Consider the following 25,267-nt stretch of genomic DNA (forward strand, 5'->3'; position numbering starts at 1 on the left):
TTACCGCCTCGCTTTCTCACACCGGAACTTCAGCGCTTTCTTTCTATAGTTCATGTGATCCACGGCCACGATGTTGTAGATCTCCCCGCCAAACAGGATACGGAAACCGTCCGCCGTCACCTCCGCCGCCCGTTTGCAAAAGCGGATGGTAAACGCAATGTCAGAATCCACAACCGTCAATCCGGCGGCGGCCTTTTCATTCCCGCCCTCACCACTGACTGTGGCGTGGCAGGTATAATAATCCTCCCAGACATTCCTGCGGTTTCCGATATCGTCCGCAACTACGGAGTTTTTCTGGAAGGTCACTTTTACATTCAGAAGGGAAATCTCCATCAGAACTCCTCCTTCCGGCCTCCAAAGAGCAGGGAGCGCAGCGTCAGGGTCAGGGCATGGTGGTCAGCTTCCTCCCGGTGTTCATACAGATAAGCCACGGTATACATCACTGCCGGTTTTCCATTTTCCACTTCCTGCAGACCGCTTTCCTCGTCTATGCGCAGGATATCCATGCACATCCGCTCCGCTGACGCCAAAAGCGTGATGATCAGCCCATCGTCTTCATCATCATCCACCCGGAGGTAATTCTTCATTTCTTCCAGTGTCACCAGCATCCCATTGCCCTCCTTCACTATCGGCAGTGCCTCTGTAACTAAAGGCACCGCCTTTTTCTCACATCAATCCATCAGGCGCTGGCCTTCTGCGCCAGTACCTTCACTGCCTCGGAAAGCACCAGCTTGCCGTCCACCCTCTGAGAACCAAGGAATCCCACCTGGCCGTTGGCGGCATACAGTTCATTCAGCCGCTTAAAGGAACGCCCCTGCCGGTCTGCGATCCAGTAATAGCTGAAATCACCGAAGGCAATGGTCTTTGCCCCCGCCGCAATCACCGGCATGTAGGCGGAGGTCTTCACCGGCCTGCCAAGGAGGGTATCCGGCGTACCGGCCACAAGGGAAGGCTGCCACAGATACTGTCCGGTAGAATCCTTCAGTTTCCGAACGGCCTTGATCGTAGAATCGTTCAGCACCCACACTGCCTTCTTCCGGTACGGAGATTTCAGGGAATAGAACAGATCCATCAGTTCATCTGCTGTCGCCGCCGTGGAAGATGCAGCGGTCACCCCGGTCTCTGCACCACCGGTAGCCGCAAGGACACCCAAAGGCTTCCCGGAACCGTCTCCGGTAAAAAACGCTTCTTCCTCTTTCGCCCCGATCCGGCGGGCAAATTCCTTTGCGATATAAGATTCCAGGTCAAAGACGCTGTCATTGAGAAGTTCCTCGGACACCTTAATCATGGTACCCACCTTATAAGCTCCGATGGATACCTGGCCGAAGGAATCATCGCTCTCCGTATAGGCCCCTTCCTCATCGATCCAGGACGCTGTTCCCTTTGTTGCCACCACCGGGATCTTCCGATCCCCGCTGGAAGTGCGGATCACGTTTGCCAGCTGGCGGAACACGTTTTCCTCTTCCAGAGCTTCCACCAGGGTACGCTCATACTCATCCGGCACCAGGTTACCACCCTCGGAATCCGTCCCTTCCTCCAGAGCGTTGACCACACTGGGAAGCGGCACTTTTGAACGCATGGCATTCCAGAAGTTGGCCTTATACTCCTCCGAAGCACGCCCGGTCTTTTCCTTTCCCGCGCCGCCGGATGCCGGACGTCCGGTCAGGGGCTGATTCACCGGCTGGGACAGTTCCCGTTCAAAGGCTTCCTGCCGCTCCAGCCTGGCGATTTCTTTCCCCAGATCCGTAATTTCCTGTTCCATACGGGTGTAGGCAGCGTCATCCTCAGCAGACAGCACACCTTTTTCATTCCTGTGGGAATCCAGGAAAGCCTTCGCTGCCTCCCATGCCTTCGCCCTCTTTTCTCTCAATTCTAAAATCGTCATCGTCATGTCCTCCTAATTTTTCAATAAATTAAGCCGCTCGTAGAGACTGTCTACGCTGCGGCCTGCAGGTTCGGTTTTCAGTTTTGTCATGCATTTCGCCGCGATCTTGTCCATCAGGGAATTGACTACAGCGGCTTTGGAATACAGCATGGACATTGCCATCGGTTCCACATCCTCCGTCAGTTCTGCCCTGGCAAGAATCCCATCGGCAAACCCCAGTTCCACTGCTTTCCCGGCATCCATCCAGGTTTCCGCGTCCATCATGTGGGATAACTTTGTCCGGGACAGGCCGGTCTTGATCTCATAGGCGTTGATGATGGAATTCTTCACGCTTTCCAGCATCTCAATGGCCTTCTGCATTTCTCCGGAATCCCCCCAGGCGATCGTTGCCGGGTTATGGATCATCAGCATGCCTACCGGCGAGATCAGCACCTTTGTGCCTGCCATGGCGATCACCGAAGCGGCACTGGCCGCGATCCCATCGATTTTAACGGTCACATTTCCGGGATAATCCATCAGCATGTTATAGATCTGCGCTGCGGCCACACAGTCACCACCGGGGCTGTTGATCCAGACCGTAATATCTCCATTTCCTGCCATTAATTCCTCTTTAAAAAGAGCCGGTGTGACTTCATCGTCATACCAGCTCTCCTCCGCAATCGTCCCATTCAGGAACAGCACTCTCTCAACCCTTTCTTCGCCGGAATCCTGATCCCGGATCTTCCTACTTTTCCAGTTCCAAAATTTTTTCATCGGATTTCTTCTCCTTTCCGCATTGCTGCGAAATCGTCTCCCCCTATGGCAGCCTCCTGCCGGGATGTCCCAAACAATCCAGCATCCTCCAACTTTGTCATATTTCCATTAATCAAATACAAATCTCCTCCTTGCTCCGCCGGAATCCGGTCCAGATTTTCCAATTCCCGGATGTCATTGGCACTCATCCATCCATTCTGTCTTGCCGTGGCATATCCATTCATCCGGCTCTGGTAGTCCCCGCGAAGCAGGCCGTCCACGTTGAACTTGATGAAATACTGCTTTTTCTCCTCCCTGGACAGTAAAGAGCGCACCATGGACTGTTCCCATCGGGACACCCAGGGATCCAGTGTATATTTCACAAATTCCATAGACTGCTGCTCGATATTATTAAATGAGGATTTTTCCAGATCCCCAATCATGTGAGGCGGCACCCGGAAGATCCGGGCAATTTCATCCATCTGAAACTTTCTTGTTTCCAAAAACTGTGCCTGCTCCGGCGAAATGGAAATCGGGGTATATTTCATTCCTTCTTCCAGTACCGCCACCTTATTGGCGTTACCGGAGCCCCCAAATGTCCTCTGCCAGCTTTCCCGCACCCGGCTTGGATCCTTAATGGTTCCAGGATGTTCCAACACCCCAGACGGTGCTGCGCCATTGGCAAAAAATTTCGCCCCATATTCCTCACAGGCCATGGCCATGCCAATCGCATTCTTTGCCATAGCGATAGGCGAATATCCCACAAGCCCGTCAAACCCCAGCCCCGGAATATGCAGCACCTCGTAAGGAGAAAGCCGCACAACAGAACCTTTCATGGTCGGCGCGTCATCAGAACTCAACGTGTACTCATAATACAGCTGCCCTTTCTCATCCCGATCCACATACATCCGGTCTGCCATCAGCGGGTACAGGGCGATCACCTCGCCCCTCCCGTTCCGGATGATCTGGGCATAAGCATTGCCCCACAAAAGCAGGTGCGTCATCAGCGTCTCCCGGAATACGAAAGAAGTCATCTCCGGGTTCGGCTCGTCATGAAGCAGGAAATAGAGGGGATGGTTTACCGCCTTCTCTTTCCCGCCGTCATCCGTATACCGGTAAAACTGCAGGGGCAGGCTGGCCACTGCCTCCGACAGGATCCTTACACAGGAATACACCGCTGTCATCTGCATGGCCGTCCGCTCATTCACCCGCTTTCCGGAGGTACTTCCTCCCATAAAGAAACTATAACTGCTGCCGGATGTCCGGTCAGATGGCTTATCCCTTGACCGGAATAAGCTTGATAAGATTCCCATAACACTCATACCCCTTTCTAAATAAAGAGAATGCCTCTTGTATCATAAACGCTGCTTGGCGGCGAACTACGAATACAGCGATCCAGCCCCATAATTAACGCCACAATCCCATCGATTTTTTCCACAGATTTTTCTTTATCCGGCTTAATATTGCCCGCAGGATCCTGCCGCATCACCACATTCTGGGCCATCCATTTGAGAACCGGATTACCGCCGTGGATGATATTTCCTTCCATCAGCAGCTTGTACAGTTCTTTCGATGGTGGGGACATATCTTTAAATCCCTGTCCAAAGGGAACCATGGTAAAGCCCATATCCTCTAAATTCTGCACCATCTGTGTGGCATTCCAGCGGTCATAAGCAATTTCAATGATGTGATACTTTTCTCCCAGCTGCTCGATGAACCGCTCAATAAAACCGTAATGAATCACATTTCCTTCTGTAGTAAGGATATAACCTTGCCGCTCCCATACATCGTAAAGAACATGATCCCTACGGCAGCGAAGTTCCAGTGTTTCCTCCGGCAGCCAGAAAAAAGGGAGAACGATGTATTTCTCCCCATCCGTCCTCGGAGGAAACACTAGCACCAACGCTGTAATATCTGAGGTAGAAGAAAGGTCAAGTCCGGCATAGCAGTCCCGGCCCAGAAGGGAAGTATAATCAATCTTCTGATTTCCCCTGTCATAAATATGCTCCGGTATCCACGCCACCGCTGAGTTTGTCCAGATATTCAGGCGCAGCTGTTTAAATACATTCTCCTCTGCCGGATTATCCAAAGCCTCCCGGTAGGCGTCCCGGACACGGTCGATACTGATGGTGTATCCCAGAGACGGATTCGCTTTATACCAGTTTTTCTCATCGTTCCAGTCATCCTCATCACTCAGGCCGTAGATCACCGGGTAAAAAGAAGGATCCGATTTCCGGCCATTCATGATATCCAGCGCCTTGGTATGCAGTTCATAGCAGATGCTCTCCTTATCCGTACCAGCCGTAGTAATGATAAAAAACAGTGGCTGCTCACGGGCATCACCTGAACCTTTGGTCATGACGTCATAGAGTTTCCGGTTCGGCTGGGCATGGATCTCATCAAAAACCAGCCCGGAAATATTCAGGCCATGTTTTGTTCCTGTTTCAGCGGAAAGCACCTGATAAAACCCGGCATTCCGGTAGTTGACGATCCGCTTTGTAGCGGCAGCAATCTTTGACCGTTTTAACAGTGCCGGGCATTTCTCTACCATTCTTTTAGCCACATCAAAAACGATAGATGCCTGACTCCGGTCATTGGCGCAGCCATATACCTCCGCACTTGCCTCCCCATCCCCATAGAGAAGATACAGTGCGATGGCCGCTGCCAGTTCTGACTTCCCGTTCTTCTTTGGTATCTCTATATAGGCACTCCGGAATTGACGCTTTCCATCGGCTTTTACGATTCCAAAAAGATCCCGGACAATCTGCTCCTGCCATGGGAGCAGAAGAAATGGTTTCCCATCCCATTTTCCTTTTGTGTGTTTCAGGTTCTGGATAAAAGCAACCGCATGATCCGCCCGCTTCGCATCGTAATGGGAAGTTGGGAGCATGAAGGGAGAAGGTGTGTATTGAAAATCCATCAACATCCGCCTCCTTCCAGCAATTTCTCCATTTCATCTTCCTCATCGCTGTTCTCTCCGCCAACGATCCTGCTCCGGGCCGATGGCGTCAGACCGAACTGCTCACAAAATTTCAGCATAATCTTCATATTGGTCTGGGCGATGGATACCTGCGGCACCTGCTGCAGATAGCCATTTGGCGTCCGCACCATAGAGCCGTGCTGCGTCAGGAATTCCTCCGCTTCCTTCCAACGGGCATATGCCTGACAGTATCCGGCAAAGGCCGCCATGTCCATTTCTGTCAGAAGTCCCATCTGTTCCAACACTTTCGCCATACGCTTCCACTCTTTTTTTGCCTCATCTTCCAGCCAGGAAGGGCAGCGTGGAGCCTTCTTCTCTGGCCTTGGTTCTTTTGTATTTAAAGGCCGACCGCCCGGATTCCCCTCCAGCATCTTTAGTGCAGTCGGCTTCGGTTTCCTGCCTCTCTGCGCCATCGCTCCCACCTCCTCTCTGGTCCGATAGGCAATAAAAAAAGCCGCCATGTAGCGACCTCATCAAAATATATAACAAGAGACAGAAGCCTCTCGGCTTCCGTACTCCATAATTTTTTATAAAAAATTTCTTATCATAAATTTCTTCTTTGGCGATGGATAATCGCAAGAATTACTTCCTGCTCCTCCTGATCAACATCCATACTTTCCAACGCTTCTCTTGTTCCACAATCCGGACAGATCGGCGTTTGATTATCTATTCTGGAAAGAGCAGGAGCCTCGTAGTATGCCTGTCCGCATCGTGGGCAGATTTTAATCTGGGTAATACTTATTTCTTTCATGACGAACTCCTTATATCACACTACATAATCCCACACTTTTTCTCCTGCCAGTTTCCGATATGTATTTCCATTTGGCAGATCTGTAGTACAACGGCAAACCTGCCGATTGAAATATCTCTTATTCTTTTTTATTGAAAACTTTAATTCTCCCCTTAAACTGTAAGGCCCCCTGCCTCTGCGCCAGCTTTGCTTTGCCCATCTTTTTGAACCGATCATCTTTCCACCTCCCTGCTCCTGTCATAGGCCTCATGCAAAAATTTAGGATCAAACCCAAAACTTTTATAGCCACTTAAGCATGTTTGCATATAAAAATTACTCGGCACGCCTAATACTCTATCCTCATGCATGATGTACACGAATGTATTCCGCGGCCGGATTTTTCCGCTTCGGATTCCCTTGATCGGAAGGAGCATTTCTTTCTTGTAATAAAAAGTAGGAAATCCCTCATAGCGATCCAGCGCCTGCTCATCCTCGGCACTTACTTCCCACGCTGCAACCGGAACCCAGCTGCCTTTCTTTGGCTCAATCGTCAGATAAGATCCGGTCTTACTTCCTTTAAAAATCAATTCATAATCCGGGATCTCAGAAGTCCCGATGATCCGTGCAGAAGGGCAGCGCATCCTCATCTGCCGGATGTTTAAGTTGCTGCCATAAGCAATGTAGTATCTTTTTTTCATTTTAGTATCCATCCTTTCCGAAGGGATTACCCTTCTACCACCTTAAGACCGCCGAAGCGGTTCATAAGGTGGCAGGAGGCTAATTCCTTCAAGCAGCTTCCCGTCCGTGTCTAAAGGCTGTATCTCCTGCCAGTCTCTTCGTCAGGATTTCCCTGGCAGTTTTGAATTCATCCCCGATAAATCCCAGCCGGAGGAGCCAAGTCCGCATGGCGTATTTTGGATTTTCATTCTGCTGTGGTTTCGGGCTGGCTGTTTTTAAAGTCTTAGCCATCTGGCTCAGTGCAAGGCAAAGCTGAATGTAACTCTTAAGCTGTCCTGCGTGAAGCCCGCCCCTGCGTTCTCCTGTGGGCTCATCGAACTGGAAAAGCCGGAATTCGACCGTCCCTTTTGTAAATGTTGCATGGTAGTTTAGCATATGGTAACGGCTGTCATTGTAGTGGTGGCTCCTGCTGCAGTTTGCATCGTGGCTACTGTACCAAATATCGGCAAGCTGTGTCATCGTAGTTGGCTTTCTGCGGTTGACCTGTTCCAGAAACCGTGGATCAACCGTCCGGCAGTAGCGTCTCATCCTGCCATGATCAAGATTCAAAGCATCTGCAATCAGGCTTTCGTGGCTGGCCATGATGTTTGCCAGGTTGCGGAGCGTCTGCGGTGTATGGCCTTTGGCTCCGATATGGATGTGAACACCGCATCCTCTGGTGGCATCGCTCTTTGCTCCTGCGTGGCGCAGCTGCCGGATCAGTTCCTGTAAAGTTTCTATATCCGAGTAGGTCAAAATCGGAGTAACCATTTCGCATTTTTCGCTATCCAGTCCTGCAATGCTGACGTCCTTCTGAAATTTCCATTCCCGGCCCTGTGCATCCCATGCTGACCATGTGCTGTATCCGTTGCGGCTTGCAGTGTTCTCATAACGATGGGTTCCAAAGTATCTGGCTGCCACTCTTGCAGCTTTCTCTCTGGTAATGTTGTTCATTTCCACCTCAACTCCGATGGTCTGTTTCTTCATTTCCTCAATCTGTCTTGCAACTTTCTCATTCATTATAAAATCCTCCATTTCGTTTTGTGTGTTTTCCCTTTTGGTAGTACACATATTCGCTCTGAAGGCCGATAATAGCAAGTCAATTCTGAGGCATATATTGCACAATCTTCAGCGAAAAAATTTGTGTGTTTTTACAGTTGCTTACGGATGCAATCAACAATCTCTTCCTTTGGAAACTTCATTTTCGTCTTCATCTTTCTCCAGTTCCTCCAACATTCTTTCGCATTCCTGATATAACTTCTGTAGCCTTGGTATCAGTTCCCGTTCTTTAGGGGTAAGCTCCACAATATTGATAGGAATGGACAACACACGTTTTGTCTGCAGGAGAACAGACTGGATACCAGCCATCTTTTTCATAGGAATTTCTATATCTTCATGAAAGTTTATTCCCGCCTGGTAGTTTCCCCGATCCACACGTACCAAGATGTCTTGCTGGGTTGCCGTATAAACAGCGCTGCTGATATGAGTACGGTCAACTATTGTAATATTATTTTTCTTCAAATAATCCCGGAACTCATGGACGGAATGCGGTTGAAAATCACTCCAAAATTCAAGCAGAAGTTTTTTTGCCTGTGCCGTTTTCGATAAGGTATCTTCCATCATGCATTCCCTCCGAGCGTTTCACTTTCCTGATTGTTCATTTGCGCTGCTTTCACAGCGGCACGCCTTTCCTTCTGGATAATGCTGAATTTTTCCGCCTCCTCTTTTGTCCGGAAAGCCGTGTGTCCTTTCAAACCAGCCAGCAGAGCCTTCCTTGACTCCTTATTCGCCGTACCAGCCAGGCCAAGCTGTACCAGCCAGATACGAAGATAATATTTTTCATTCTCTTCCACCACCGGAGTGGCGCTGACTCTCTTGGCTTCCTTCGCTTTTGTGACAATCTTTGCCGCCAATTCGGAATATGCTTTATTTTTCGCACTGTCAGGCGAAAGGGGGAAAGTAAAGATCACTTTGCCTTCTTCCACCGAAAGCCCCTTCAGGGCCGCCGTATCCGTTGACAGAATGGTCTGTAAATTCTCCCCGGCATTCTCCTCCGAAAGCTGCTCCAGCTTTTCCAACAGGGAATCGCTAACCGCAAAGGTCTCATACCTTGTGATCCGGTTGAGCAAATAAGCCCGTGCATGGATCATAAAAAGTAAGTTTTGCAAAAATTTCCCCTCTCCGGTATCTGCCGGGATCTCAATTTTCACTTCATCCACAGGGTCTTCCAGATAGCCTTTCTCCTGCAAAAACTGTGTCAGAAAATCTTCTCCTTCCTCTGTCTCGCTTGTGATCACGCCGTCCCGGTCAATGGTAAGGCGGCCCACTGTGTAGGAAAAGGTGGGAGGCCCCACATAGTGCAGTTCTTCTCCTGTAAATTCTGCGATGTCCTGCACCATCTTTCTCCGGTTGTCTGTTTTGGTTTCAATCCTCATTGATTTTGCCTCCTTCGTTTTGGTAGTACATTAATCACTCTAAAAGGCAAAAATAGCAAGTCCTATTTTCCATTTTACGAAGATATTAAAACAGAGGGATTTCTTCCTCGTCTTTAGAAAGCTGTGAATAGGGGATCTTCTCACCATCTCGGAGAACAGATACCTGATCACCAGACTCTGTTTTCTCTACATATCTCTTCACAATCACATCACAAAACTTTTCATCCAGCTCTACCCCATAGCATATCCTCCCAGTTTCTTCGCAGGCGATCAGGGTAGAGCCAGATCCCAGAAATGGATCTAAAACGATGCAATTGCTCATACAGGAATTCTGGATCGGATAAGCCATCAGTGCCACTGGCTTCATGGTCGGATGCTCCTTGCTGGACTTCGGACGGTCATATTCCCAGATGGTGGTCTGCTTCCGGTCGGAGTACCACTGATGCTTCCCACCGACCTTCCAGCCAAACAGGCACGGCTCGTGCTGCCACTGGTATGGGGAACGTCCCAATACCAGAGCATTCTTCTTCCAGATACAGCAGCCGGACAGATAAAATCCGGCATCATGGAACGCTTGCCGGAAGATCAGTCCTTTGGAATCCGCATGGAACATATAGATGGATGCATCATTTTCCATGTTCTGTTCCATATTTACAAATGCTGCAAACAGGAATTTATAGAAATCCTCATCCGGCATGTTGTCATTCTGGATCTTTCCAGCGGTTTCTTCTACATTTACATTGTAGGGCGGATCGGTAAGAACCAGATTGGCTCTCCGCCCTTCCATGAGTTTCGTGTATGTCTCTGGAAGCGTAGAATCTCCACAGATCACACGGTGCCTGCCTAGGAACCAGATATCACCTTTCCGAGAGATCGGCGGATTTTTTAATTCTTCTTCTACATCGAAGTCATCTTCCTTAATGTCCTTGTTATGAACTTTAGAAAACAGCTGCTCGATCTCCGGAGCCTCAAAGCCCGTCAGGTCAGTATTGAAGTCCACGCTTTGCAGATCCACCAGCAAGTCTGCCAGCAGTTCCTCATTCCAAGCACCCGTAATCTTATTCAGGGCGATATTCAACGCTTTTACCTTATGCTCATCTTCAATATGAACCACAACGCACTGGACTTCTGTATATCCCAAGTCTTTCAGCACCGTCAGACGCTGGTGTCCGCCGATCACGGTCATATCATAATTGACAATGATCGGCTCCACATAGCCAAATTCCAAAATAGAGTTTTTAATCTTCTCATATTCCTTATCCCCGGCTTTCAGTTTTTTACGGGGATTGTATGCCGCCGGACGCAAAGCGTCCACGGGCAAGGTTTTCCATTCCATCGCACTCATGCCTGTACCTCCTTACGATCATCGGGGCCGACATAAGGCTCCCGTCCTTCTTCTTTCCTCCAGAACCGATCCCTCACATAACATTCATGGGAGCAGTACCGGCGGTTCTTATTTCCATATGACCGGAATGTTTTCTCACAATAAGCGCAGGTTGCTTCATAAAAAGCGGTCTCTTTCCGCTTGATAGCTTCCGGATGGGCTGACCACCATTCCCGCCTGCATTTGTCTGAGCAGAACTTCCGTTTCCTTCCGGTGGAAGGCTGGATCAGTTCTTTGCCGCAGCAAAGACACGCCGTTCCGCTTTCCATCTGTTCTTTCATATTCAAAACAAGGGCAGAGGCGTATCCGTCCAGTCCGTGACTCTTACAATAATTCCGGACAGTATCTCTGGAAAGTCCGACAGCGGAAGCAATGGATTTATATCCAGCGCCCCGAAGCCGTAATTCCCGTATCTGTTTTGCCTGAAAATCGGTCATTGCTTCACATCCTTTCGCTAAATGGTTTCAAAAGAAAAAGCTGGAAAACCCACCTTTGCGGATAAGTTTCCCAGCCTAAAATTTAACTTTTTGGCAAATGATATTCTGTTTGGCAAGCAGCTCAGATGCAGGAAATCCGCATCTTTTCTCGCCGCCTGTCAAAAATTTTTCGTATTTTCTTCGCCCCGGCAGGTATCCCCCCTCTTTAATTTCGCAGAAATTCACGTTTGAGGGGGCGCCGGTCTTTTGGCAGCAAAGTCACAGAGATTTTGACCGCCCCTCCGGATAGCGGAATTCCTCATATCTGTCCTCTGTCATCGTTTTAGAATCGTGGCAGGATTTACAAAGAGCCTGCCAATTGTCCCGATCCCAGAACAATTTCCGATCCCCTCGGTGGGGGATGATATGATCCACAACCGTTGCCTTCACATAACGTCCTTTGGCAAGGCAACGAGCACAAAGGGGATGGGACTGCAGGTACACAGCCCTCGCCTTCTGCCAACGACTCCCGTATCCTTTCTCACTGGTGGTCTTCCTGTCGTGTTGGTGCAGAGGCTTGTGTTCCTCACAGTACATGATGCCGTAGGGAACCAGCCTGCCACAGCCCGGATGCTTACACGGGGTATTTGGCCTACGTGGCATGATACCCACGTCCTCTCCTGTTCCGTTCCACCACCCGGTCAATGCCACGGATCGCACCGGCCTCATCCCCGGCCAGAATCTGCCCCTTGATCGTGCGGTACTGCTGCACGGTCAGCTCCGGCTTCTTCTCCTTCAGGTATGACAATGCTGCCCGCATCTTCTCTGTATCCATACGCTTCCACTCCCTTCTATGTACAGACGGGTGAAAGGATAAAGCCCCGCCCGGCCACGAAAAAAGGGCCTGAAGTTTTCACTCCAAGCCCCGTCTTATTTTGGCAATTATAATCATAGCACAGTTGATCGGATAAAACAGTACACCTTTAGTAAACCAGTTTTGCATAACTTACCCCTCTACTAAATGGTTTGTTACAAAATGATTTCTATTTTATGCCAATGCGATATAGATAATTCTTAATTCTACCAAAAATATAAAAAAGCAAAGTCCGCTAACGATCCAATTATATTGTGGCTCCATTAAAGGCATTTTCGAATGCATAAGAACGTATTTTATCTTTTTTCTGCCCGTAAGAAACATTATTACAAACTGTATTAGAGGAAATAAAAAAATCTGAATTCTATTCGAATAATCGTCAATTGCACCACTAGAATTAAAATGCATTGGTATCAATGTAGGTAAGAACCCAAAAATCACGATACTTAAAAGCACTCCCATTCCTACAATTGTCCATGAAAATTTTCTGCTGTTTACAAATTGTTTGAATTTCATCAATAATTCCTTCTTTCTCAGATGTCAAATCCACGAATATTATTATAGTTTTGGGTATATTAAATGTAAACTGTCAATTGTACCTTTCTACAGCTCCAATCTGTATCTGCAGCGCCTTTGTAACAGCAGCCATAATTCCCATATCTGTGACAGCACCTTTTTTCTCCATAAGGCAGGACTTGTCAATGGTACTGACCTGCTCGGCCAGAGCCATGCTGTTTCTGGCAAGCCCAGTACCAGAAGTCTTCGGGATCAACACATGGGTTGGGAAATGGGGCCTTTTATATGTTCGAGCCGTCAGCGGGATTACTGTGATCACCGGGGAATTCTCATTTGCCCGGTTATTGCTGACCACCAGAGCCGGACGGATGCCGCACTGTAGGCTACTCTCTGTATCTCTGCCGAAGTCCACAAAATAAATATCGCCTCGTCTGCATTCCATATCATCCGCCTCCTTAACTCAGCATGTAGGACACCATCTCAGCATCCCGCTGCTCATACAGTTCCTCCAGTTCCCGGATCGCTTTCCTCCGGTTCTTGGCCACCATTGTCCGGGAGATATGGTAATGCTGACACAGATAGTCCCAAGTACAGCCGTTGATTACCATATCGGTCATAAACTCCGGCAGATAGCCACTTAAAGAAGACAAAGCTGCCTCAAAGAAACGGATCTCCTCATCCAGCATCAGATACTGCTTTTCCAGATGCTCATACCACTCCTGATTGATCCGCTCCATCCGTTCGTGGTAATTCAGCGCAATAGATGCAGGCTTGTTGGAAATGTTGCTGGTCTGCACCCGTTCACCTTCCGGAGAGTGGAAGTTCATGGAGTCAATCATCTCTTTCTCAGAAATCCCCTTAAAATTCCGGATCTGATGCTCCAGACAGTTCCTCTCCTTTTTCATCCGGTGATATTCTTTTATGATTTTCTCGATCCTTTCACTCATCGCTTACCCTCCAATCCTTGCTCGGACAGCTTCTATCAGACTGGACTGCCGCATATCCTTATTCTCCAGAGCCTTCATCACATCTTCGTCATGGGTATCCTTGGTGATGATATGATGGATCACCACCGTGTGTTTCTGTCCTTGTCTCCAGAGTCTGGCATTCAGCTGCTGGTACAGTTCCAATGACCATGTCAGGCCAAACCAGACGATGGTGCAGCCGCCCTCCTGTAAGTTTAGTCCATGTCCGGCAGAAGCAGGATGAATCAGAGCCAGCGGGATCTTTCCAGCATTCCAATCCGTGATATCTTTGGAAGTATCGATGCACCGAGCCTGTGGGAACCTCTCCCGGATACGAGAAAGATCATGTTTGTACCAGTAAGCCACCAGAAGCGGTTTTCCATTGGCTGCTTCCACCAGATCCTCCAGAGCATCCAGCTTCCGGTCATGGATCGGGATGACTTTCCGGTCACTGTTATACACAGCACCGTTAGCCATCTGCAAAAGTTTATTGGACAGAGCGCCAGCACTGACCGCATCCAGTTCTTCCTCTCCGATCTGTACCACCATGTCCCGGCAGAAATCATCATAGATTTTTCTCTCTTTCCGGTTCATCTCCACCTCCACTCGATTGTAGATACATTCCGGCATATCCAGATAGTCTACAGCTTTCATGGAAATACAGATATCCGAGATCAGAGAGTAGATTGCTTTTTCCGCTCCCTCACGGGGTTTGTAACTATAGATTATTTCCCGGTTCCGTTTGTCCGGTTTGAAGAACCGTTCCCGGTACCCGGTGATAAATCGTCCCAGACGCTGCCCCATATCCAGAAGATACATCTGGGGCCAAAGATCCAGAAGGGAGTTGGGGGCCGGTGTACCGGTCAGCCCGATTACCCGGTTCACCAGTGGCCGCACCTTTTTCATGGCTTTAAACCGTTCAGCCTTATTCGATTTGAAACTAGAAAGTTCATCAATGACCACTGTATCAAAATCCCACCGATGGTTCTGCACCAGCCAGCTGACATTCTCCCGGTTGATAATGTATAAAAAGGCCGGACGGGCGAGAGCGTCTTCCCGTTGTTTCTGGCTTCCAGTCACCAGTGAAGCGGTCAGTCCTGTCAGATGCTCCCATTTCTGTAATTCCTTTGGCCATGTATCCGTGGCTACACGCTTCGGAGCGATCACTAAAATCTTCCCAATATCGAAACGGTCAAGTGCCAGTTCCCACAAAGCAGAAAGTGTGATTACGGTTTTCCCAAGTCCCATATCTAGCATCAAACAGCAGACCGGATGATCCAAAATAAAATCTGCTGCATACTGCTGATAGTTATGTGGTCTGTATTTCATCCAAAATTCCTCCAATCATTTCTGTATGATCCACGGTATAAACACGAAAGCCCAGTGCGGTCAGCTGCCTTGCCCGGTACTGCTGCAGCGGCCGCATGGTTTTTCCCGGAGCCTTCAATTCCACAAAGGCCAATCTTCCACCGGGGAAGAGAACCAAGCGGTCAGGCACCCCATTGAATCCGGGGGAGACGAATTTGACAGCCAGCCCACCACGCTTTTTTACCTCCGCAGCGAACTTCTTTTCTACGACACTTTCCCTCACGAAAAAACCTCCTGTTCCTTAGTGCTGTTCCCAGTACCAAAAATCCTATACGCGCGTACACGTATATACGTGTGCCTATTTCTATATATTTTTCTATCTTTTATCCTCAATATGGTTTTTCTTAGGAACATAGGAACAGGCTATCGCCAACCGCTTGATTTCAAAGGGGTTTTGCCTGTTCCAGACCTGTGTTCCCTGAGTCTCCAAAGATACAACGGAACGTTCCCAACTTAATCCGGCTGTTCCTTGCATCGCACGAATGTCTTCTGTGGGCCATAAAGGGGAAAACGGGTTTTTCCGCTTTTGAGTCCCTGTATCGGCTCCCAGCCACCAATCTTCATCAGGATGGATTCCACCTCATAGGAATCCGTCCGTTTCAGGTTCTGGCGCTCCTTTCCAAAGCACTCACACCAGATTTCCATGATGCAGACCTTCTCCCGGCGCACGGTTCCCGCCGTGGGCGCACCGTCGAACTCGCTGCCGCCAAGGAAACTTCTCCGCTGGTATAGATCCATCCGATCCCAGTTCGCAGGGAGCAGCGTCTCCAGATACTCTGCGATCACGCCTTCCCGGTCATCGGACTCCATCGCATCCTGCTGCATGACATAAGCATCTGCCGCCACCCGGCCTTTCAGATACAATTCCTCTCCATTGTGATAACGCTCCAATGCCTCTGCCCAGACCTGATCCACCTCCTGCAGTTCCCACGGGTGGAACCGGCCATGCCCGGAAACATGTACCGGCCAGAAGCGCCGGTTCCCGGTAATGTCCCGCAGAAAGCCTCCCTCGGAGTTGGTACTTCCCACAATGATGCAGGATCTGGGATGACTCTCCACAGCCACGCCATAGGACTGCCGGAACTTATCATCCGTTCTGGTAACAAAAGATTTCACGGTCTCCACATCCACCTTTTTGATCCCGGCCAGCTCTCCCAGTTCCAGAATCCAATATCCCTGCAGCTTCTCAGCGGCGGTCTTGTCTTTCATATCGGAAATGGAGAGGCTGTCTGAATACCATTCTTTTCCCAGCAGAGCAAACAGGGTAGACTTTCCGATTCCCTGCGGGCCGTTCAGCACAAGGATGGAGTCGAACTTAATCCCAGGTTCATACACTCTGGCTACCGCAGCGGTAAAGGTTTTCCGGGTAACCGCACGGACGTAGGGTGTATCTTCTGCACCCAGATAGTCGATCAGGAGGGTATCCAAACGCTCCGTCCCGTCCCACTGCAAAGTAGAAAAATATTTTTTAATGGGGTGATAGAGCCGCTCCGCAGATACCACCGCCAACAGGGCGTCCTTGAACTTGGTCGGTGACCAGATCCCATAAACCCGTTCAAAATACAGCTTGGCACAGGAAATATCTGTATCACCCCAGCCGGGTTTCACCTGCCGCCACGGCAGAGGGCCGATCACATCCACCATGCACTTAAACTCATTGAATACGATATTTTTCAGCTGCGGGTCATACCGAAGGATGAGTGCAATGTTCGTCAGGGTATCCTTCACTTTTCCCTGCTTGTCCAGTTCCAGAAGGGTCTGCCAGCTTTCGCCGTCTTCCTCCGTAAACTCCTCCTGTGCTGCCTCCGCCCGCTCCTTGGCCAGCTGCTCTTTTACCCGCCGATCTTGGATGGCAAATTCCTGCATGGCCTTAAAGGATGGCAGCTTTGCCGGATCGGTATCCTCACTTGTCTTTGCATCCAAAGCCCCAAATTTATGGATGCGGACAACATCAAACGCATTCATCAGTTTCCCACAGGCCGGATCAGTGGCATGGTGGCTGTATGCGAAACGGTCTTCATAGATCACGACACCGGCCTGTGAGTCGGCCGGGATATAATCGTAGCGGCCGGGCATGGTGCTGTGTTTATACACATCCGTCAGAAAGGTGTCAATTGCTTCCGTAATGCTGTAAGCACGGCAGAATGCACCTACCACTCCCGGTTTTTCCAACGGATCAGCCTGCTTTTTCATGTCCCGGCGTACAATCGTCTGCTGCCGTTTGGACACCGGCCATTCCGCTGTATTATGCCAGTCCGTATATTTAGCCAGAACCGTATCCGGATCGAGCAGGTCGCCTGTGATCTCCCGGAACACGAATTCTCCATCAGAAGAAGTGGACGGCCAATACATCAGCCTGCTTGGCTCATAGGTGGTATCATCGAAAAGTTCAATCCCGATCTCTTCTGCAACTTTTCTGGAGACGGCACAGTACTCATCCGGTGTCACCTCACGGGACAAAGGGATGATGAGACGGAGCCTCGGCTTTTCCGGTGTATGCTTATGAGTGGAATACACATAACACTGAAAGGAAAAGAACATCTCGATTTGATCGATGATATCTTCTGTCGCATAGTCCATATCCAACGACAGACCAGAACGGGTAAGGACACAGTCCTTCTTCCGGCGGCCACCCTTTAATGTGCCGAGGACAAAACCACCCACATCCTTAATCTCATCCTGCTTCGCTTTCCCCAGCTTCCGGTACTGTTCCACTGTCTCTGCTGTCCGCCGGGTGTGGGAGATCCGGTCTCTAAACTCGGACAGTTCCATTTCCACAAGGTTCCAGTGTTTCTCCATTCTGGAGTTACCAATACTCAGTCGGATCATACGGTTCCCTCCTCTATAAAGATTTCTATGTTTCTCCGTATCCTCTGCAGCATCCTTTCACACACCCGGATACAGCGCTGCAGTTCCTGCTTTTCCGATTCGTCTTCAGACTTTTTCTCCCGGTTCTGAAGTGCCTTTATCCGGGTATGATAATTGATCTCCTGTTTAACCAGAAATTGCCGCAGCTTTTCCTTCTCAGCCTTCTCACAATACCGCCGGATCAACGGAGATAATTTCCTTGCCTTCACAACCGTACAAGGGAAGAACCGCTCGATTTCCAAAACCATCTGTCCGGTCGGATACCGGATGTATAGTCTCTTTTCTTCCGATTCCATATGCTGTACGGCATAATAGGCTGTCGGATCGGGACATCCTGATCCATTCTTATAACTGATCCCCATAGCGCATCCTCCTCTAATTTTTTTTATAAAACGCACACGCATACCCATCCGCACGAAGAGGCAGGCCAGCAGCCCAGTCCGGCGCTTCCGACATGATACGACAGATTTCGTCTACATCCGACACACCGTCCGGAACTTCCAATACAGCCTCATCGTGGATATGCATCACGATTTCAAATCCTTCATTCCTGAGCCGGAGCATGGCCTGAGCCAAAAGATCGCGGGCCGTAGCCTGCACGATGTTCTCCACCAGCTTCGGGCCGTAGGTTTCAATCCGCATCCACTTTTTGCTTTCCCCGACACCTTCGTAAGAAAGGCTCTCCCGGCCGAACCGGTTCTGAGTCATCCGGGGCTTGATGTAGGACAGCTTCCGGCCAGAGGGGAGGGTAACAAACAAGATGCCGGATCGGTAAGTAAAGCACAGGTTTCCTAGCACCACCTCCGTCCGCTCCTTCACGGCCTTTACTGCCGCTGCGTCCACCTCCCACCAGAACTTTGTGATATGAGGATTGGAGTTTCTCCACTGGCTCACAAGCGGCTGCAGTTCTTCCTCCTGAATGCCCATATCCAGAGCGCCCATTGAGGTGAGCGCACCCACAGCACCACCATATCCAAGTGCCAGCTCTGCGATTTTCCCCTTTTGCCGCAGATGCCCGTTCACACCATGCTTCACCACCGGGACACCGAACATCTTCGATGCGGAAGCGCAATAAATATCTCCTCCCTCTGCGAAAGTATCCAGACGCCACTGCTCCCCGGCGAACCATGCCAGCACCCTTGCCTCGATTGCGGAAAAGTCTGCTACGATAAACCGGCATCCGGGCTTTGGCACAAAGGCTGTCCGGATCAGTTCCGACAGCACCTCCGGGGTGGAATCGTATAGCAGATCCAGATCTTCAAAGCGCTGTTCTTTCACAAGGGTACGGGCAAGCTCCAGATCCGGGATGTGGTTCTGGGGGAGGTTTTGTACCTGCACCAAGCGTCCGGCCCAGCGCCCCGTGCGGTTCGCTCCATAAAATTGGAGCAGGCCATGCACCCGGCCGTCCGAGCAGACGGAGCGCTCAATGGCTTCATATTTTTTCACACTGGTCTTTGCCATCAAAAGCCGGAGTTTTAATACTTCCAATACTTCTCCATCCGTTTCCGAAATCAGCCCTTTGACCGTCTTTTTATCCAGCTTCTCCGCTTCCACGCCATGCTCCGCAAGCCAGCCCTTAATCTGCGCCGGAGAGTTGGGATTAGAAAGCCCGGTCAGTTCATAGGCTCTGGCCGTGACCATCTGGCGGTACTGGTTATCACAGAGAACTGCATTCTCCACCAGCTGCTGATCCACCAGAATCCCACGGTCATTGATTTCCTGATCCATCCGGTACAACTCCATTTCCGATTCTGGGATGGGAAATTTCCACAGTTTCTGCCGGATCTCTCGCTCCGCATCCACATCCCGGATACAGTAAGTTTTGAACCGTTCCCATTTCTCCGGCGCATCCTCCGGCCGGTTCCGTATCCGGCCGCCGTTGGCCTTCGTGGGCTTGCAGGGCATGGAGAAAAACCGGACAAGGTCGGCACCTTCCTTCAGTTTTTTCCTTTGTATATTCAGCACCTCCCCCACATTATCCAAGGACAGGGGAAGGGCCAGCATGGCAGACTGGACTGCCGTACACTGCCATCCTTCCGGGGAGAGTTTCCGTCCCAGATACTTAGAGATACAGGTACGCTCAAACTGAGCATTAAACGCTGCTTTTGTAACTGCCGGATCTTCCAAAGCAGCCAGTACCCTCTCTGGAAGCTGTTCTCCACAGGCAAGATCCACAATCTGAGTCGGCTTCTCATCAAATGCATAGGCAAAGAGTAAAATTTCAAAGTTAGGACTGTCCGAATAGGCATACACGCCGCATTTGGTCAGATCCACGTCCGAATAAGTTTCAATATCTATTGACAGGATAGGCATAAAGTTTCCCTCCTTTATTTGCAAAATTGTTTCAAACAAATGGATATTTTTATGTAGAGACGGGTGGAAAACCACCCGCCAATATAATCAAGAAAGGAAATCCTCGTCTTCTTCCGTTTCAAAATCTTCTGCTGCTGTGGTGCGTCCACCAAGGCTCTCCCCATCACGAAGTTTCTGGATATTGCCGAGTCCAGCTGCGATCCCACGGTTCCCGTTGGAGTTATATCCGTAGAAGGTCACACTGATCTTTCCATAACAGCCGGAATACACTTCGCTCTGATCCAGAATCGGCTGTACATGGGAATCCACCACCTGAGGGGCCTGACGGCTGTTCGCATTGAAGAAATAGCTGTTCGCATAAGCTTCATCATCCGGCCGATCGATATCACCATCCCGAAGAGGCAGCTTCAGATTGGTCGGGATCTTCCCACCCCATTTGGAAATGGAGTCCTTCTTGGCCTGCTCTACGGCAGCTTTGATAGCGTTGATGGTTTTCGTGTCGCTCTTCGGAATAATAGCCGAGACACTATACTTGGGATCGCCGCCATTGACGGAATCCGGCTCCCAACAGTGCAGATAGGAAAAACGGCAGGGTACGATTACTTTTGTAGGGTTCATATTTTTAGACATAGGTTAGTCCTCCTTCTGAAAATCCGCTTCTGCGGTTGATGTTTGAATGGCTTCCCGCTTGTCCGACTCTGGTACAAGCGTTATCTTCCCAGCGGGCTTATACACCAAAGCGCCGAGGATACGGGCAAACTCCTTTTTGCCCATCAGGCGCTCCATGTCAGTGATGCCAAGCAGGGTGTGTTTATAAATATCGGTATAGCCTGCGGCTTTTGCTGCTGCAGCGACCTCTTCTTCCGAGGTGTATTTCCGGTTACTCTTGCCCATCACCAGCTTGAAGCCGTTCCACTGCTTATGATGGACGATGGCCTGATCTTGTGCGTAGGCGTATACATCAGCCGCCCATTTGGAAAGTTCGTCCGCTTGCTTCAGCACTTCAGAAATCTCATTGTCTGTAAGAAGCGCAGGCTCCTTAAACTCCATTTGCGCCAGCTTCAGATTTTCCTTGGCTCTTTGTCTGCAGATAAATCTTGCTTTGCAGAACCGACACCAGTTTCCGGCATTAAGGTCTCCCTCACCTTTCAGGGCCAGTTCCCCAGCAGGTCGCAGCACCTCATCTCCCCACGCTTTCAGATCCTCTGGAGCAATCTCCCATGTACTGGAATTAGAAAGTCTCGGCTGAAAAATGGTCAGACGGACAGTTTCTACCGGGAAGAGCATCTCGGCCATATCGAGAATGCCAAGCCCATAGATCATCAGCTGTGGATTTTTCTCCGCATACACCGGAACGCCTTTTCCCAGCTTCAGATCAATGATGTGTACCAGCTTGTCCGTCACGATCACCATATCCGCTGTGCCAAAGCAATCCGGCACATAATCAGAAACGTCCACCCTCTGTTCTACAGAGAAAATCGGATCAGGGCATTCCTTCCGGGCAGATTCGATCTCACCGACTACGAAACTGACATAATCATCTACCGCTTCCAACAGGTCATCGGAATAGTAATCAGAGACCGGACGGCGAGTTTGCTGCTTCAGATGCTTTTTGATCAGATGTTCTGCCAGTGCATGGCCAGCGGAACCTTCTGCCGCATAAGGACTCTCCTCATCCTGAAATACCTCGCCCAGCACCAGAGAGGGTGGGCAATGGATGAGGCGGTTTGCCGCCGATGGAGAGAACCTTGCATGAGCGCCCATCAGAGCGCCTCCGCATCAGCCATAAGGGCTGCATAGTTTTCCGGCTTCACGCCAGAGAGTTTCCCGGAATCGTATTTTAAAAGCAGCTCTTTCACTTCCCGGCGCTTTCCGGCCTGTGTCTTGGCTGCCAGAACTGCCCGTACTTCCTCAATGGAAATTTCTTTCTTCTCTGGTTCAGCTGGAACAGCCATCTCTACTTTTTCATCCTTCTGATCTTTTGCCAAAGCACGGTAACCAGCGGCCAGCTTTTCATACCCTTCAGCGAGAGTCTTATAAATTTCATTCATATGTGACATCCTTTCTTAAGCAAATCTCAGTTTGTATACTGCCTGACGGAACGCATCCGTGATGCGGTCATCAATCATCATGGTTTCCGGATAAATCCGGCTGCCATCATCAGAGTAGAGGCGTACCGGAATTCCCAGCTTGCTGGCATGCTCCAATTCAAACGCCATACCATTACTGATTGTGCTTCCAAAAATCCACACCTCATCGCAGATCTTCATCAGTTCTACACCGAGCGTAATACCGAGAATCCGCTCATCCGGATCAGAATCCTTCAGAAACTGCGGATACATCAGATGCGGAACCACAGGGCAATATCCGCAACGAGCCGCAAACCGAGCATGAGCTTTCGCAAGCGCTACATTCCTCTCAACATCACCACGATAGGGCGAACAAATAAAAACTTTCTTCATCGTCATTCACCTGTACCTTTCATAATCATTCGGGGGTGTTCCCGTAATCTGGATTTAATAGGGAGAAAATTGGGAAATGATACTGTTCATAACAGCAAGGTCATTTCCTTCCAAAGAGGGGGCCAGCCTTTTTAGAAGTTCTGCCTGTTCCGGTGAGAGCGTTTTCCGGTTTTGATGGTACCAATCTGCCACCTTCACACCGCCACCATATCTGCCACGAACTGTCTCAATTGGGTATGAACACGATAGTTCCTCAATATCACGCCGGATGGTTTTCTCACTCACGCCAAACTCAGACGCCAGATTTTCTACTGTATCCTGGCGTCTGATGCACAGTGCATCGAAGATCGCCGTCCTTCGTTCATTGGGTCTCATCGTGTCACACCTCCTTTCCCTTGCTCCGTGGCTTTAATTTATTGGTTAAACCGGACACCTTTTGACCGCTTTAAAAAACTTTTTCGCAAAAATTTTATCTACTCGTTTATTCTCCGTTTACATATAAAAAAGTGTAAAAAGTAGCTGATAGAAATAAAAAAAGGATCAGAGCATAACTGTAAACATTTACAGTCAGCTCCGACCCTTATTGGTGACTATTGAATTGTCCCTACGGTCAGTCAGCTTTTCTATCTTCTTCATCCCATACGTTTCTGGGCTTTAGATTTTTCTGTTTTTAATAAGTCCAGATAGGCTTTGTAAATCTTTCTGCATTTTGCACACTGAACAGAAATCGTAGCCTTGGTACGGTGATCTACCAATATTTCGCTACCACCACACCACGGACAGCTTAAATGGATATCCATTTGAAATTCTTCCACTGTATCAATCCCCCTTCTTCATTTACTTGTTCGCTAACTAGCGAACATAAAGACTAAAAATTTTGCGGGCTTCTTAAGAAACCCGCCATATCCTTATAGGTGAACTACTCCCTCATAAAACAAAGGACTTGCTGTGTCATACAAATTTCTTGCCGAATAATCCCCAACTCTTTTAACCGGATCGTAGCTGCCTGAAAGGACACGTTAAAAATTTGTGAAACTGTATCCGCTTCAATATAGCATCTTTGAATTTCTTTTTTCTGAGAAAATCCTGGCTTTTGCCGGAGAGCCCTCACAAGTTTATGGACCATTGCCTTAGGCATTAAAATTGCGGAAGATAATGCATTGGCCTGCCACTCCATCCACTCTTTGTCTGTCCAGACCGCCTGCTGTTCACAATTCATCTTTTTCGTATCAACCCTGCACTGTATCATTGCAGCTTCTTTTCTTTCACTCAACAGATCCATTAAAGTTATCTGATTAGGGTCATAAGCAAAGTATGGGGTATGTAAAAAAACATGGCTTGCTTCATGTCCCATTGTAAAACGATACCTATGTTCCTGATTTTCTTCTAAAAGAGTCCGGTCAATAATAATCGTATTGGCCCTGGCACTAATATACTCAGCCCGATTTTGAATAGGATCATATACAGGAACTTTGTCCGTATTATTAAACACCGTCATTCCCAGATAGACACCGCAATGAGATAAATATTGGAAATCCTGATCTGCCCCCAGATAATCCTGGACAAAAAGATCTATATCTATCTCTTGCGGTGTTTGCATGGCGTCCGGGTTAAAATCTGATACTAAATTTTCTCCAATAATATCGATCTCCTTCCGGCTTAATACCGGAACCCCTGATCTCTTTCGAACAATTTCTGCTACATACATAGATAGGCACTTACCCCTTTCGCTTCTTCAGTTCTTCAACAAAATGCTTCCATTCCTCTTCGCCAGCGTCCAAATCCCTGGCTGTACGCAGTGCCGCGCTCACATAATCTCGTTGCATAATATATTCCGGCAAATCTGGGGCAACAGCTTTTCTCTTCTTTCCAGCTAGATTAAGCATCTCATTTTTTTCTTCTTTTGTCAGTTCCAGAATATGAGCGAGTTGATTCAGCTTCTCAATGTCGAAAGGATTTCGCCTATCTTTTTCAACATCCGTAAGAAACGGTGCAGAGACTCCGAGCATATCCGCCATTTTTCTGATGGTTATCTTTTTCTCGATCCTCTTCCTGCTTATAAAATCTCCAAAATTCGCATACGTCATAATCGTTCACCTTTTCATCTCTTTCGTTCTTGTAGTCTTATTTTTACTCTTCTTCGTTCTTATGTTAGCATTTATGCTTGTTCGCTTTTATGCTAACATGAGTATACAAAAAATACCGGGAGTTGTCAATCACCAATATCAAAATGTTTCACCTTTTAATGCCAAGGCTGATATGGTGATTGACTCCCAGATGTCTGAGATGTGCAATTATTCTTTGAAAGATGCTGTTTTGCAGCTTCCCTGGTAGGGAAGATCCGGCTTTTGCGTAACTGGATACTGCCATTGTTGTCAAACCGAACAATATAAAAATCTGAGTTCTTACGAACTATGGTTACTTCTCGAAGAATTCGATTACTTTCAATGATGAAGGCTTTGGATCTTATTTCATATTCCATATAATCATTACGCTGCAATTTGCGCCGAGCAGCGGCCACTGGTGCGTTTGCCAGCGGCCACTCGGCGGAGCACAACGGCCACCCTTATTAAGGCTTTTCGATAGGCTGAATGACAACAATGTAGTGCTTCGTTGCCCTCT

Annotated in this window: 32 protein-coding genes and 1 pseudogene; all 33 read right to left on the reverse strand. The window is 48.9% G+C overall.

All coding sequences use genetic code 11. The features are described 5' to 3' along the window. The 33 genes and pseudogenes from LKD70_RS13865 to LKD70_RS14025 all read right to left on the reverse strand — a co-directional run bounded on the left by LKD70_RS13865 (position 1) and on the right by LKD70_RS14025 (position 24,732). Positions 1 to 333, reverse strand: coding sequence for a phage head closure protein (locus tag LKD70_RS13865; protein ID WP_027643583.1), 333 nt, complete (start codon positions 331 to 333; stop codon positions 1 to 3). Beyond that, positions 333 to 608 carry a head-tail connector protein gene (locus LKD70_RS13870; protein ID WP_227708541.1) on the reverse strand — a complete coding sequence of 92 codons (276 nt, stop codon included), beginning with the start codon at positions 606 to 608 and terminating at the stop codon, positions 333 to 335. Before LKD70_RS13870 ends, LKD70_RS13865 begins: the two co-directional genes overlap by 1 nt. A 71-nt stretch (positions 609 to 679) precedes the next feature. Continuing rightward, the gene (locus LKD70_RS13875) at positions 680 to 1,885 is read right to left on the reverse strand and encodes a phage major capsid protein (RefSeq protein WP_227708542.1); all 1,206 of its coding nucleotides are present in this window, start codon (positions 1,883 to 1,885) and stop codon (positions 680 to 682) included. Positions 1,886 to 1,897: 12 nt separating this feature from the next. After that, the gene (locus tag LKD70_RS13880; protein WP_227708543.1) at positions 1,898 to 2,638 is read right to left on the reverse strand and encodes a head maturation protease, ClpP-related; all 741 of its coding nucleotides are present in this window, start codon (positions 2,636 to 2,638) and stop codon (positions 1,898 to 1,900) included. Then, a pseudogene (locus LKD70_RS13885) lies at positions 2,610 to 3,930 on the reverse strand (phage portal protein). The gene LKD70_RS13880 and the pseudogene LKD70_RS13885 overlap by 29 nt, the downstream one beginning before the upstream one ends. Positions 3,931 to 3,947: 17 nt before the next feature. After that, complete coding sequence (locus tag LKD70_RS13890; RefSeq protein WP_087166733.1) at positions 3,948 to 5,537, reverse strand: terminase large subunit; 1,590 nt, start codon at positions 5,535 to 5,537, stop codon at positions 3,948 to 3,950. Next, complete coding sequence (locus LKD70_RS13895) at positions 5,537 to 6,010, reverse strand: phage terminase small subunit P27 family (protein ID WP_087166927.1); 474 nt, start codon at positions 6,008 to 6,010, stop codon at positions 5,537 to 5,539. The genes LKD70_RS13890 and LKD70_RS13895 overlap by 1 nt, the downstream gene beginning before the upstream one ends. 131 nt (positions 6,011 to 6,141) lie before the next feature. Next, positions 6,142 to 6,348 (reverse strand): hypothetical protein, encoded by a 207-nt coding sequence (locus tag LKD70_RS13900; protein WP_227708544.1) that lies wholly within the window; start codon positions 6,346 to 6,348, stop codon positions 6,142 to 6,144. A 15-nt stretch (positions 6,349 to 6,363) separates the two neighbouring features. Continuing rightward, positions 6,364 to 6,564, reverse strand: a complete 201-nt coding sequence (locus LKD70_RS13905) for a hypothetical protein (RefSeq protein ID WP_087166731.1) — start codon at positions 6,562 to 6,564, stop codon at positions 6,364 to 6,366. Then, on the reverse strand, positions 6,561 to 7,025 hold the full coding sequence (locus tag LKD70_RS13910) for a gamma-glutamylcyclotransferase family protein (RefSeq protein ID WP_227708545.1): 465 nt from the start codon (positions 7,023 to 7,025) through the stop codon (positions 6,561 to 6,563). The genes LKD70_RS13905 and LKD70_RS13910 overlap by 4 nt, the downstream gene beginning before the upstream one ends. An 88-nt stretch (positions 7,026 to 7,113) precedes the next feature. Beyond that, positions 7,114 to 8,064, reverse strand: a complete 951-nt coding sequence (locus LKD70_RS13915; RefSeq protein WP_087166729.1) for an amidoligase family protein — start codon at positions 8,062 to 8,064, stop codon at positions 7,114 to 7,116. A 153-nt stretch (positions 8,065 to 8,217) separates the two neighbouring features. After that, the gene (locus tag LKD70_RS13920; RefSeq protein WP_227708546.1) at positions 8,218 to 8,667 is read right to left on the reverse strand and encodes a hypothetical protein; all 450 of its coding nucleotides are present in this window, start codon (positions 8,665 to 8,667) and stop codon (positions 8,218 to 8,220) included. Beyond that, positions 8,664 to 9,479: a phage terminase small subunit P27 family gene (locus LKD70_RS13925; RefSeq protein ID WP_204247042.1), complete on the reverse strand. Its 816-nt coding sequence runs from the start codon at positions 9,477 to 9,479 to the stop codon at positions 8,664 to 8,666. The genes LKD70_RS13920 and LKD70_RS13925 overlap by 4 nt, the downstream gene beginning before the upstream one ends. 85 nt (positions 9,480 to 9,564) lie before the next feature. Next, positions 9,565 to 10,815, reverse strand: coding sequence for a site-specific DNA-methyltransferase (locus tag LKD70_RS13930; protein WP_087166926.1), 1,251 nt, complete (start codon positions 10,813 to 10,815; stop codon positions 9,565 to 9,567). Between the two features lie 5 nt (positions 10,816 to 10,820). Then, positions 10,821 to 11,300, reverse strand: a complete 480-nt coding sequence (locus LKD70_RS13935; protein WP_227708547.1) for an RNA polymerase subunit sigma-70 — start codon at positions 11,298 to 11,300, stop codon at positions 10,821 to 10,823. Positions 11,301 to 11,558: 258 nt separating this feature from the next. After that, positions 11,559 to 12,008 (reverse strand): HNH endonuclease, encoded by a 450-nt coding sequence (locus tag LKD70_RS13940; protein ID WP_320442607.1) that lies wholly within the window; start codon positions 12,006 to 12,008, stop codon positions 11,559 to 11,561. Next, the gene (locus tag LKD70_RS13945) at positions 11,932 to 12,114 is read right to left on the reverse strand and encodes a hypothetical protein (protein WP_227708549.1); all 183 of its coding nucleotides are present in this window, start codon (positions 12,112 to 12,114) and stop codon (positions 11,932 to 11,934) included. Before LKD70_RS13945 ends, LKD70_RS13940 begins: the two co-directional genes overlap by 77 nt. Positions 12,115 to 12,327: 213 nt before the next feature. Continuing rightward, positions 12,328 to 12,669 (reverse strand): DUF1648 domain-containing protein, encoded by a 342-nt coding sequence (locus tag LKD70_RS13950; RefSeq protein ID WP_227708550.1) that lies wholly within the window; start codon positions 12,667 to 12,669, stop codon positions 12,328 to 12,330. A gap of 73 nt (positions 12,670 to 12,742) precedes the next feature. Further along, a complete protein-coding gene (locus LKD70_RS13955; RefSeq protein ID WP_227708551.1) occupies positions 12,743 to 13,111 on the reverse strand; it encodes a type II toxin-antitoxin system PemK/MazF family toxin in 369 nt (122 codons plus the stop codon). Positions 13,112 to 13,124: 13 nt separating this feature from the next. Further along, positions 13,125 to 13,616 (reverse strand): hypothetical protein, encoded by a 492-nt coding sequence (locus LKD70_RS13960; protein ID WP_227708552.1) that lies wholly within the window; start codon positions 13,614 to 13,616, stop codon positions 13,125 to 13,127. A gap of 3 nt (positions 13,617 to 13,619) precedes the next feature. Then, complete coding sequence (locus LKD70_RS13965; RefSeq protein WP_227708553.1) at positions 13,620 to 14,963, reverse strand: DEAD/DEAH box helicase; 1,344 nt, start codon at positions 14,961 to 14,963, stop codon at positions 13,620 to 13,622. Continuing rightward, positions 14,944 to 15,225: a VRR-NUC domain-containing protein gene (locus LKD70_RS13970; RefSeq protein WP_227708554.1), complete on the reverse strand. Its 282-nt coding sequence runs from the start codon at positions 15,223 to 15,225 to the stop codon at positions 14,944 to 14,946. The genes LKD70_RS13965 and LKD70_RS13970 overlap by 20 nt, the downstream gene beginning before the upstream one ends. Before the next feature lie 230 nt (positions 15,226 to 15,455). Continuing rightward, positions 15,456 to 17,828, reverse strand: a complete 2,373-nt coding sequence (locus LKD70_RS13975; protein WP_407690977.1) for a VapE domain-containing protein — start codon at positions 17,826 to 17,828, stop codon at positions 15,456 to 15,458. Next, positions 17,828 to 18,232, reverse strand: coding sequence for a hypothetical protein (locus LKD70_RS13980; RefSeq protein WP_227708556.1), 405 nt, complete (start codon positions 18,230 to 18,232; stop codon positions 17,828 to 17,830). Before LKD70_RS13980 ends, LKD70_RS13975 begins: the two co-directional genes overlap by 1 nt. A gap of 13 nt (positions 18,233 to 18,245) precedes the next feature. Continuing rightward, positions 18,246 to 20,183 (reverse strand): DNA polymerase, encoded by a 1,938-nt coding sequence (locus LKD70_RS13985; RefSeq protein ID WP_227708557.1) that lies wholly within the window; start codon positions 20,181 to 20,183, stop codon positions 18,246 to 18,248. An 87-nt stretch (positions 20,184 to 20,270) separates the two neighbouring features. Then, positions 20,271 to 20,813, reverse strand: a complete 543-nt coding sequence (locus LKD70_RS13990) for a DUF2815 family protein (protein ID WP_227708558.1) — start codon at positions 20,811 to 20,813, stop codon at positions 20,271 to 20,273. 3 nt (positions 20,814 to 20,816) lie between these two features. Next, the gene (locus tag LKD70_RS13995) at positions 20,817 to 21,947 is read right to left on the reverse strand and encodes a DUF2800 domain-containing protein (protein ID WP_227708559.1); all 1,131 of its coding nucleotides are present in this window, start codon (positions 21,945 to 21,947) and stop codon (positions 20,817 to 20,819) included. Continuing rightward, positions 21,947 to 22,234: a hypothetical protein gene (locus LKD70_RS14000; RefSeq protein WP_227708560.1), complete on the reverse strand. Its 288-nt coding sequence runs from the start codon at positions 22,232 to 22,234 to the stop codon at positions 21,947 to 21,949. Before LKD70_RS14000 ends, LKD70_RS13995 begins: the two co-directional genes overlap by 1 nt. 15 nt (positions 22,235 to 22,249) lie before the next feature. Further along, entirely contained in the window at positions 22,250 to 22,645 is a 396-nt protein-coding gene (locus LKD70_RS14005) for a DUF7768 domain-containing protein (protein WP_087252596.1), read from the reverse strand. Positions 22,646 to 22,699: 54 nt separating this feature from the next. Next, positions 22,700 to 23,020, reverse strand: coding sequence for a helix-turn-helix transcriptional regulator (locus LKD70_RS14010; protein WP_227708561.1), 321 nt, complete (start codon positions 23,018 to 23,020; stop codon positions 22,700 to 22,702). Positions 23,021 to 23,277: 257 nt separating this feature from the next. Then, positions 23,278 to 23,460, reverse strand: a complete 183-nt coding sequence (locus LKD70_RS14015) for a hypothetical protein (RefSeq protein ID WP_087166711.1) — start codon at positions 23,458 to 23,460, stop codon at positions 23,278 to 23,280. A gap of 104 nt (positions 23,461 to 23,564) precedes the next feature. Then, a complete protein-coding gene (locus LKD70_RS14020; protein WP_227708562.1) occupies positions 23,565 to 24,353 on the reverse strand; it encodes an ImmA/IrrE family metallo-endopeptidase in 789 nt (262 codons plus the stop codon). A 10-nt stretch (positions 24,354 to 24,363) separates the two neighbouring features. After that, positions 24,364 to 24,732: a helix-turn-helix domain-containing protein gene (locus LKD70_RS14025; protein ID WP_087166709.1), complete on the reverse strand. Its 369-nt coding sequence runs from the start codon at positions 24,730 to 24,732 to the stop codon at positions 24,364 to 24,366. Positions 24,733 to 25,267: the final 535 nt, after the last annotated feature.

This window comes from Ruminococcus turbiniformis (assembly GCF_020687545.1).
GTDB lineage: Bacteria > Bacillota > Clostridia > Lachnospirales > Lachnospiraceae > Mediterraneibacter > Mediterraneibacter turbiniformis.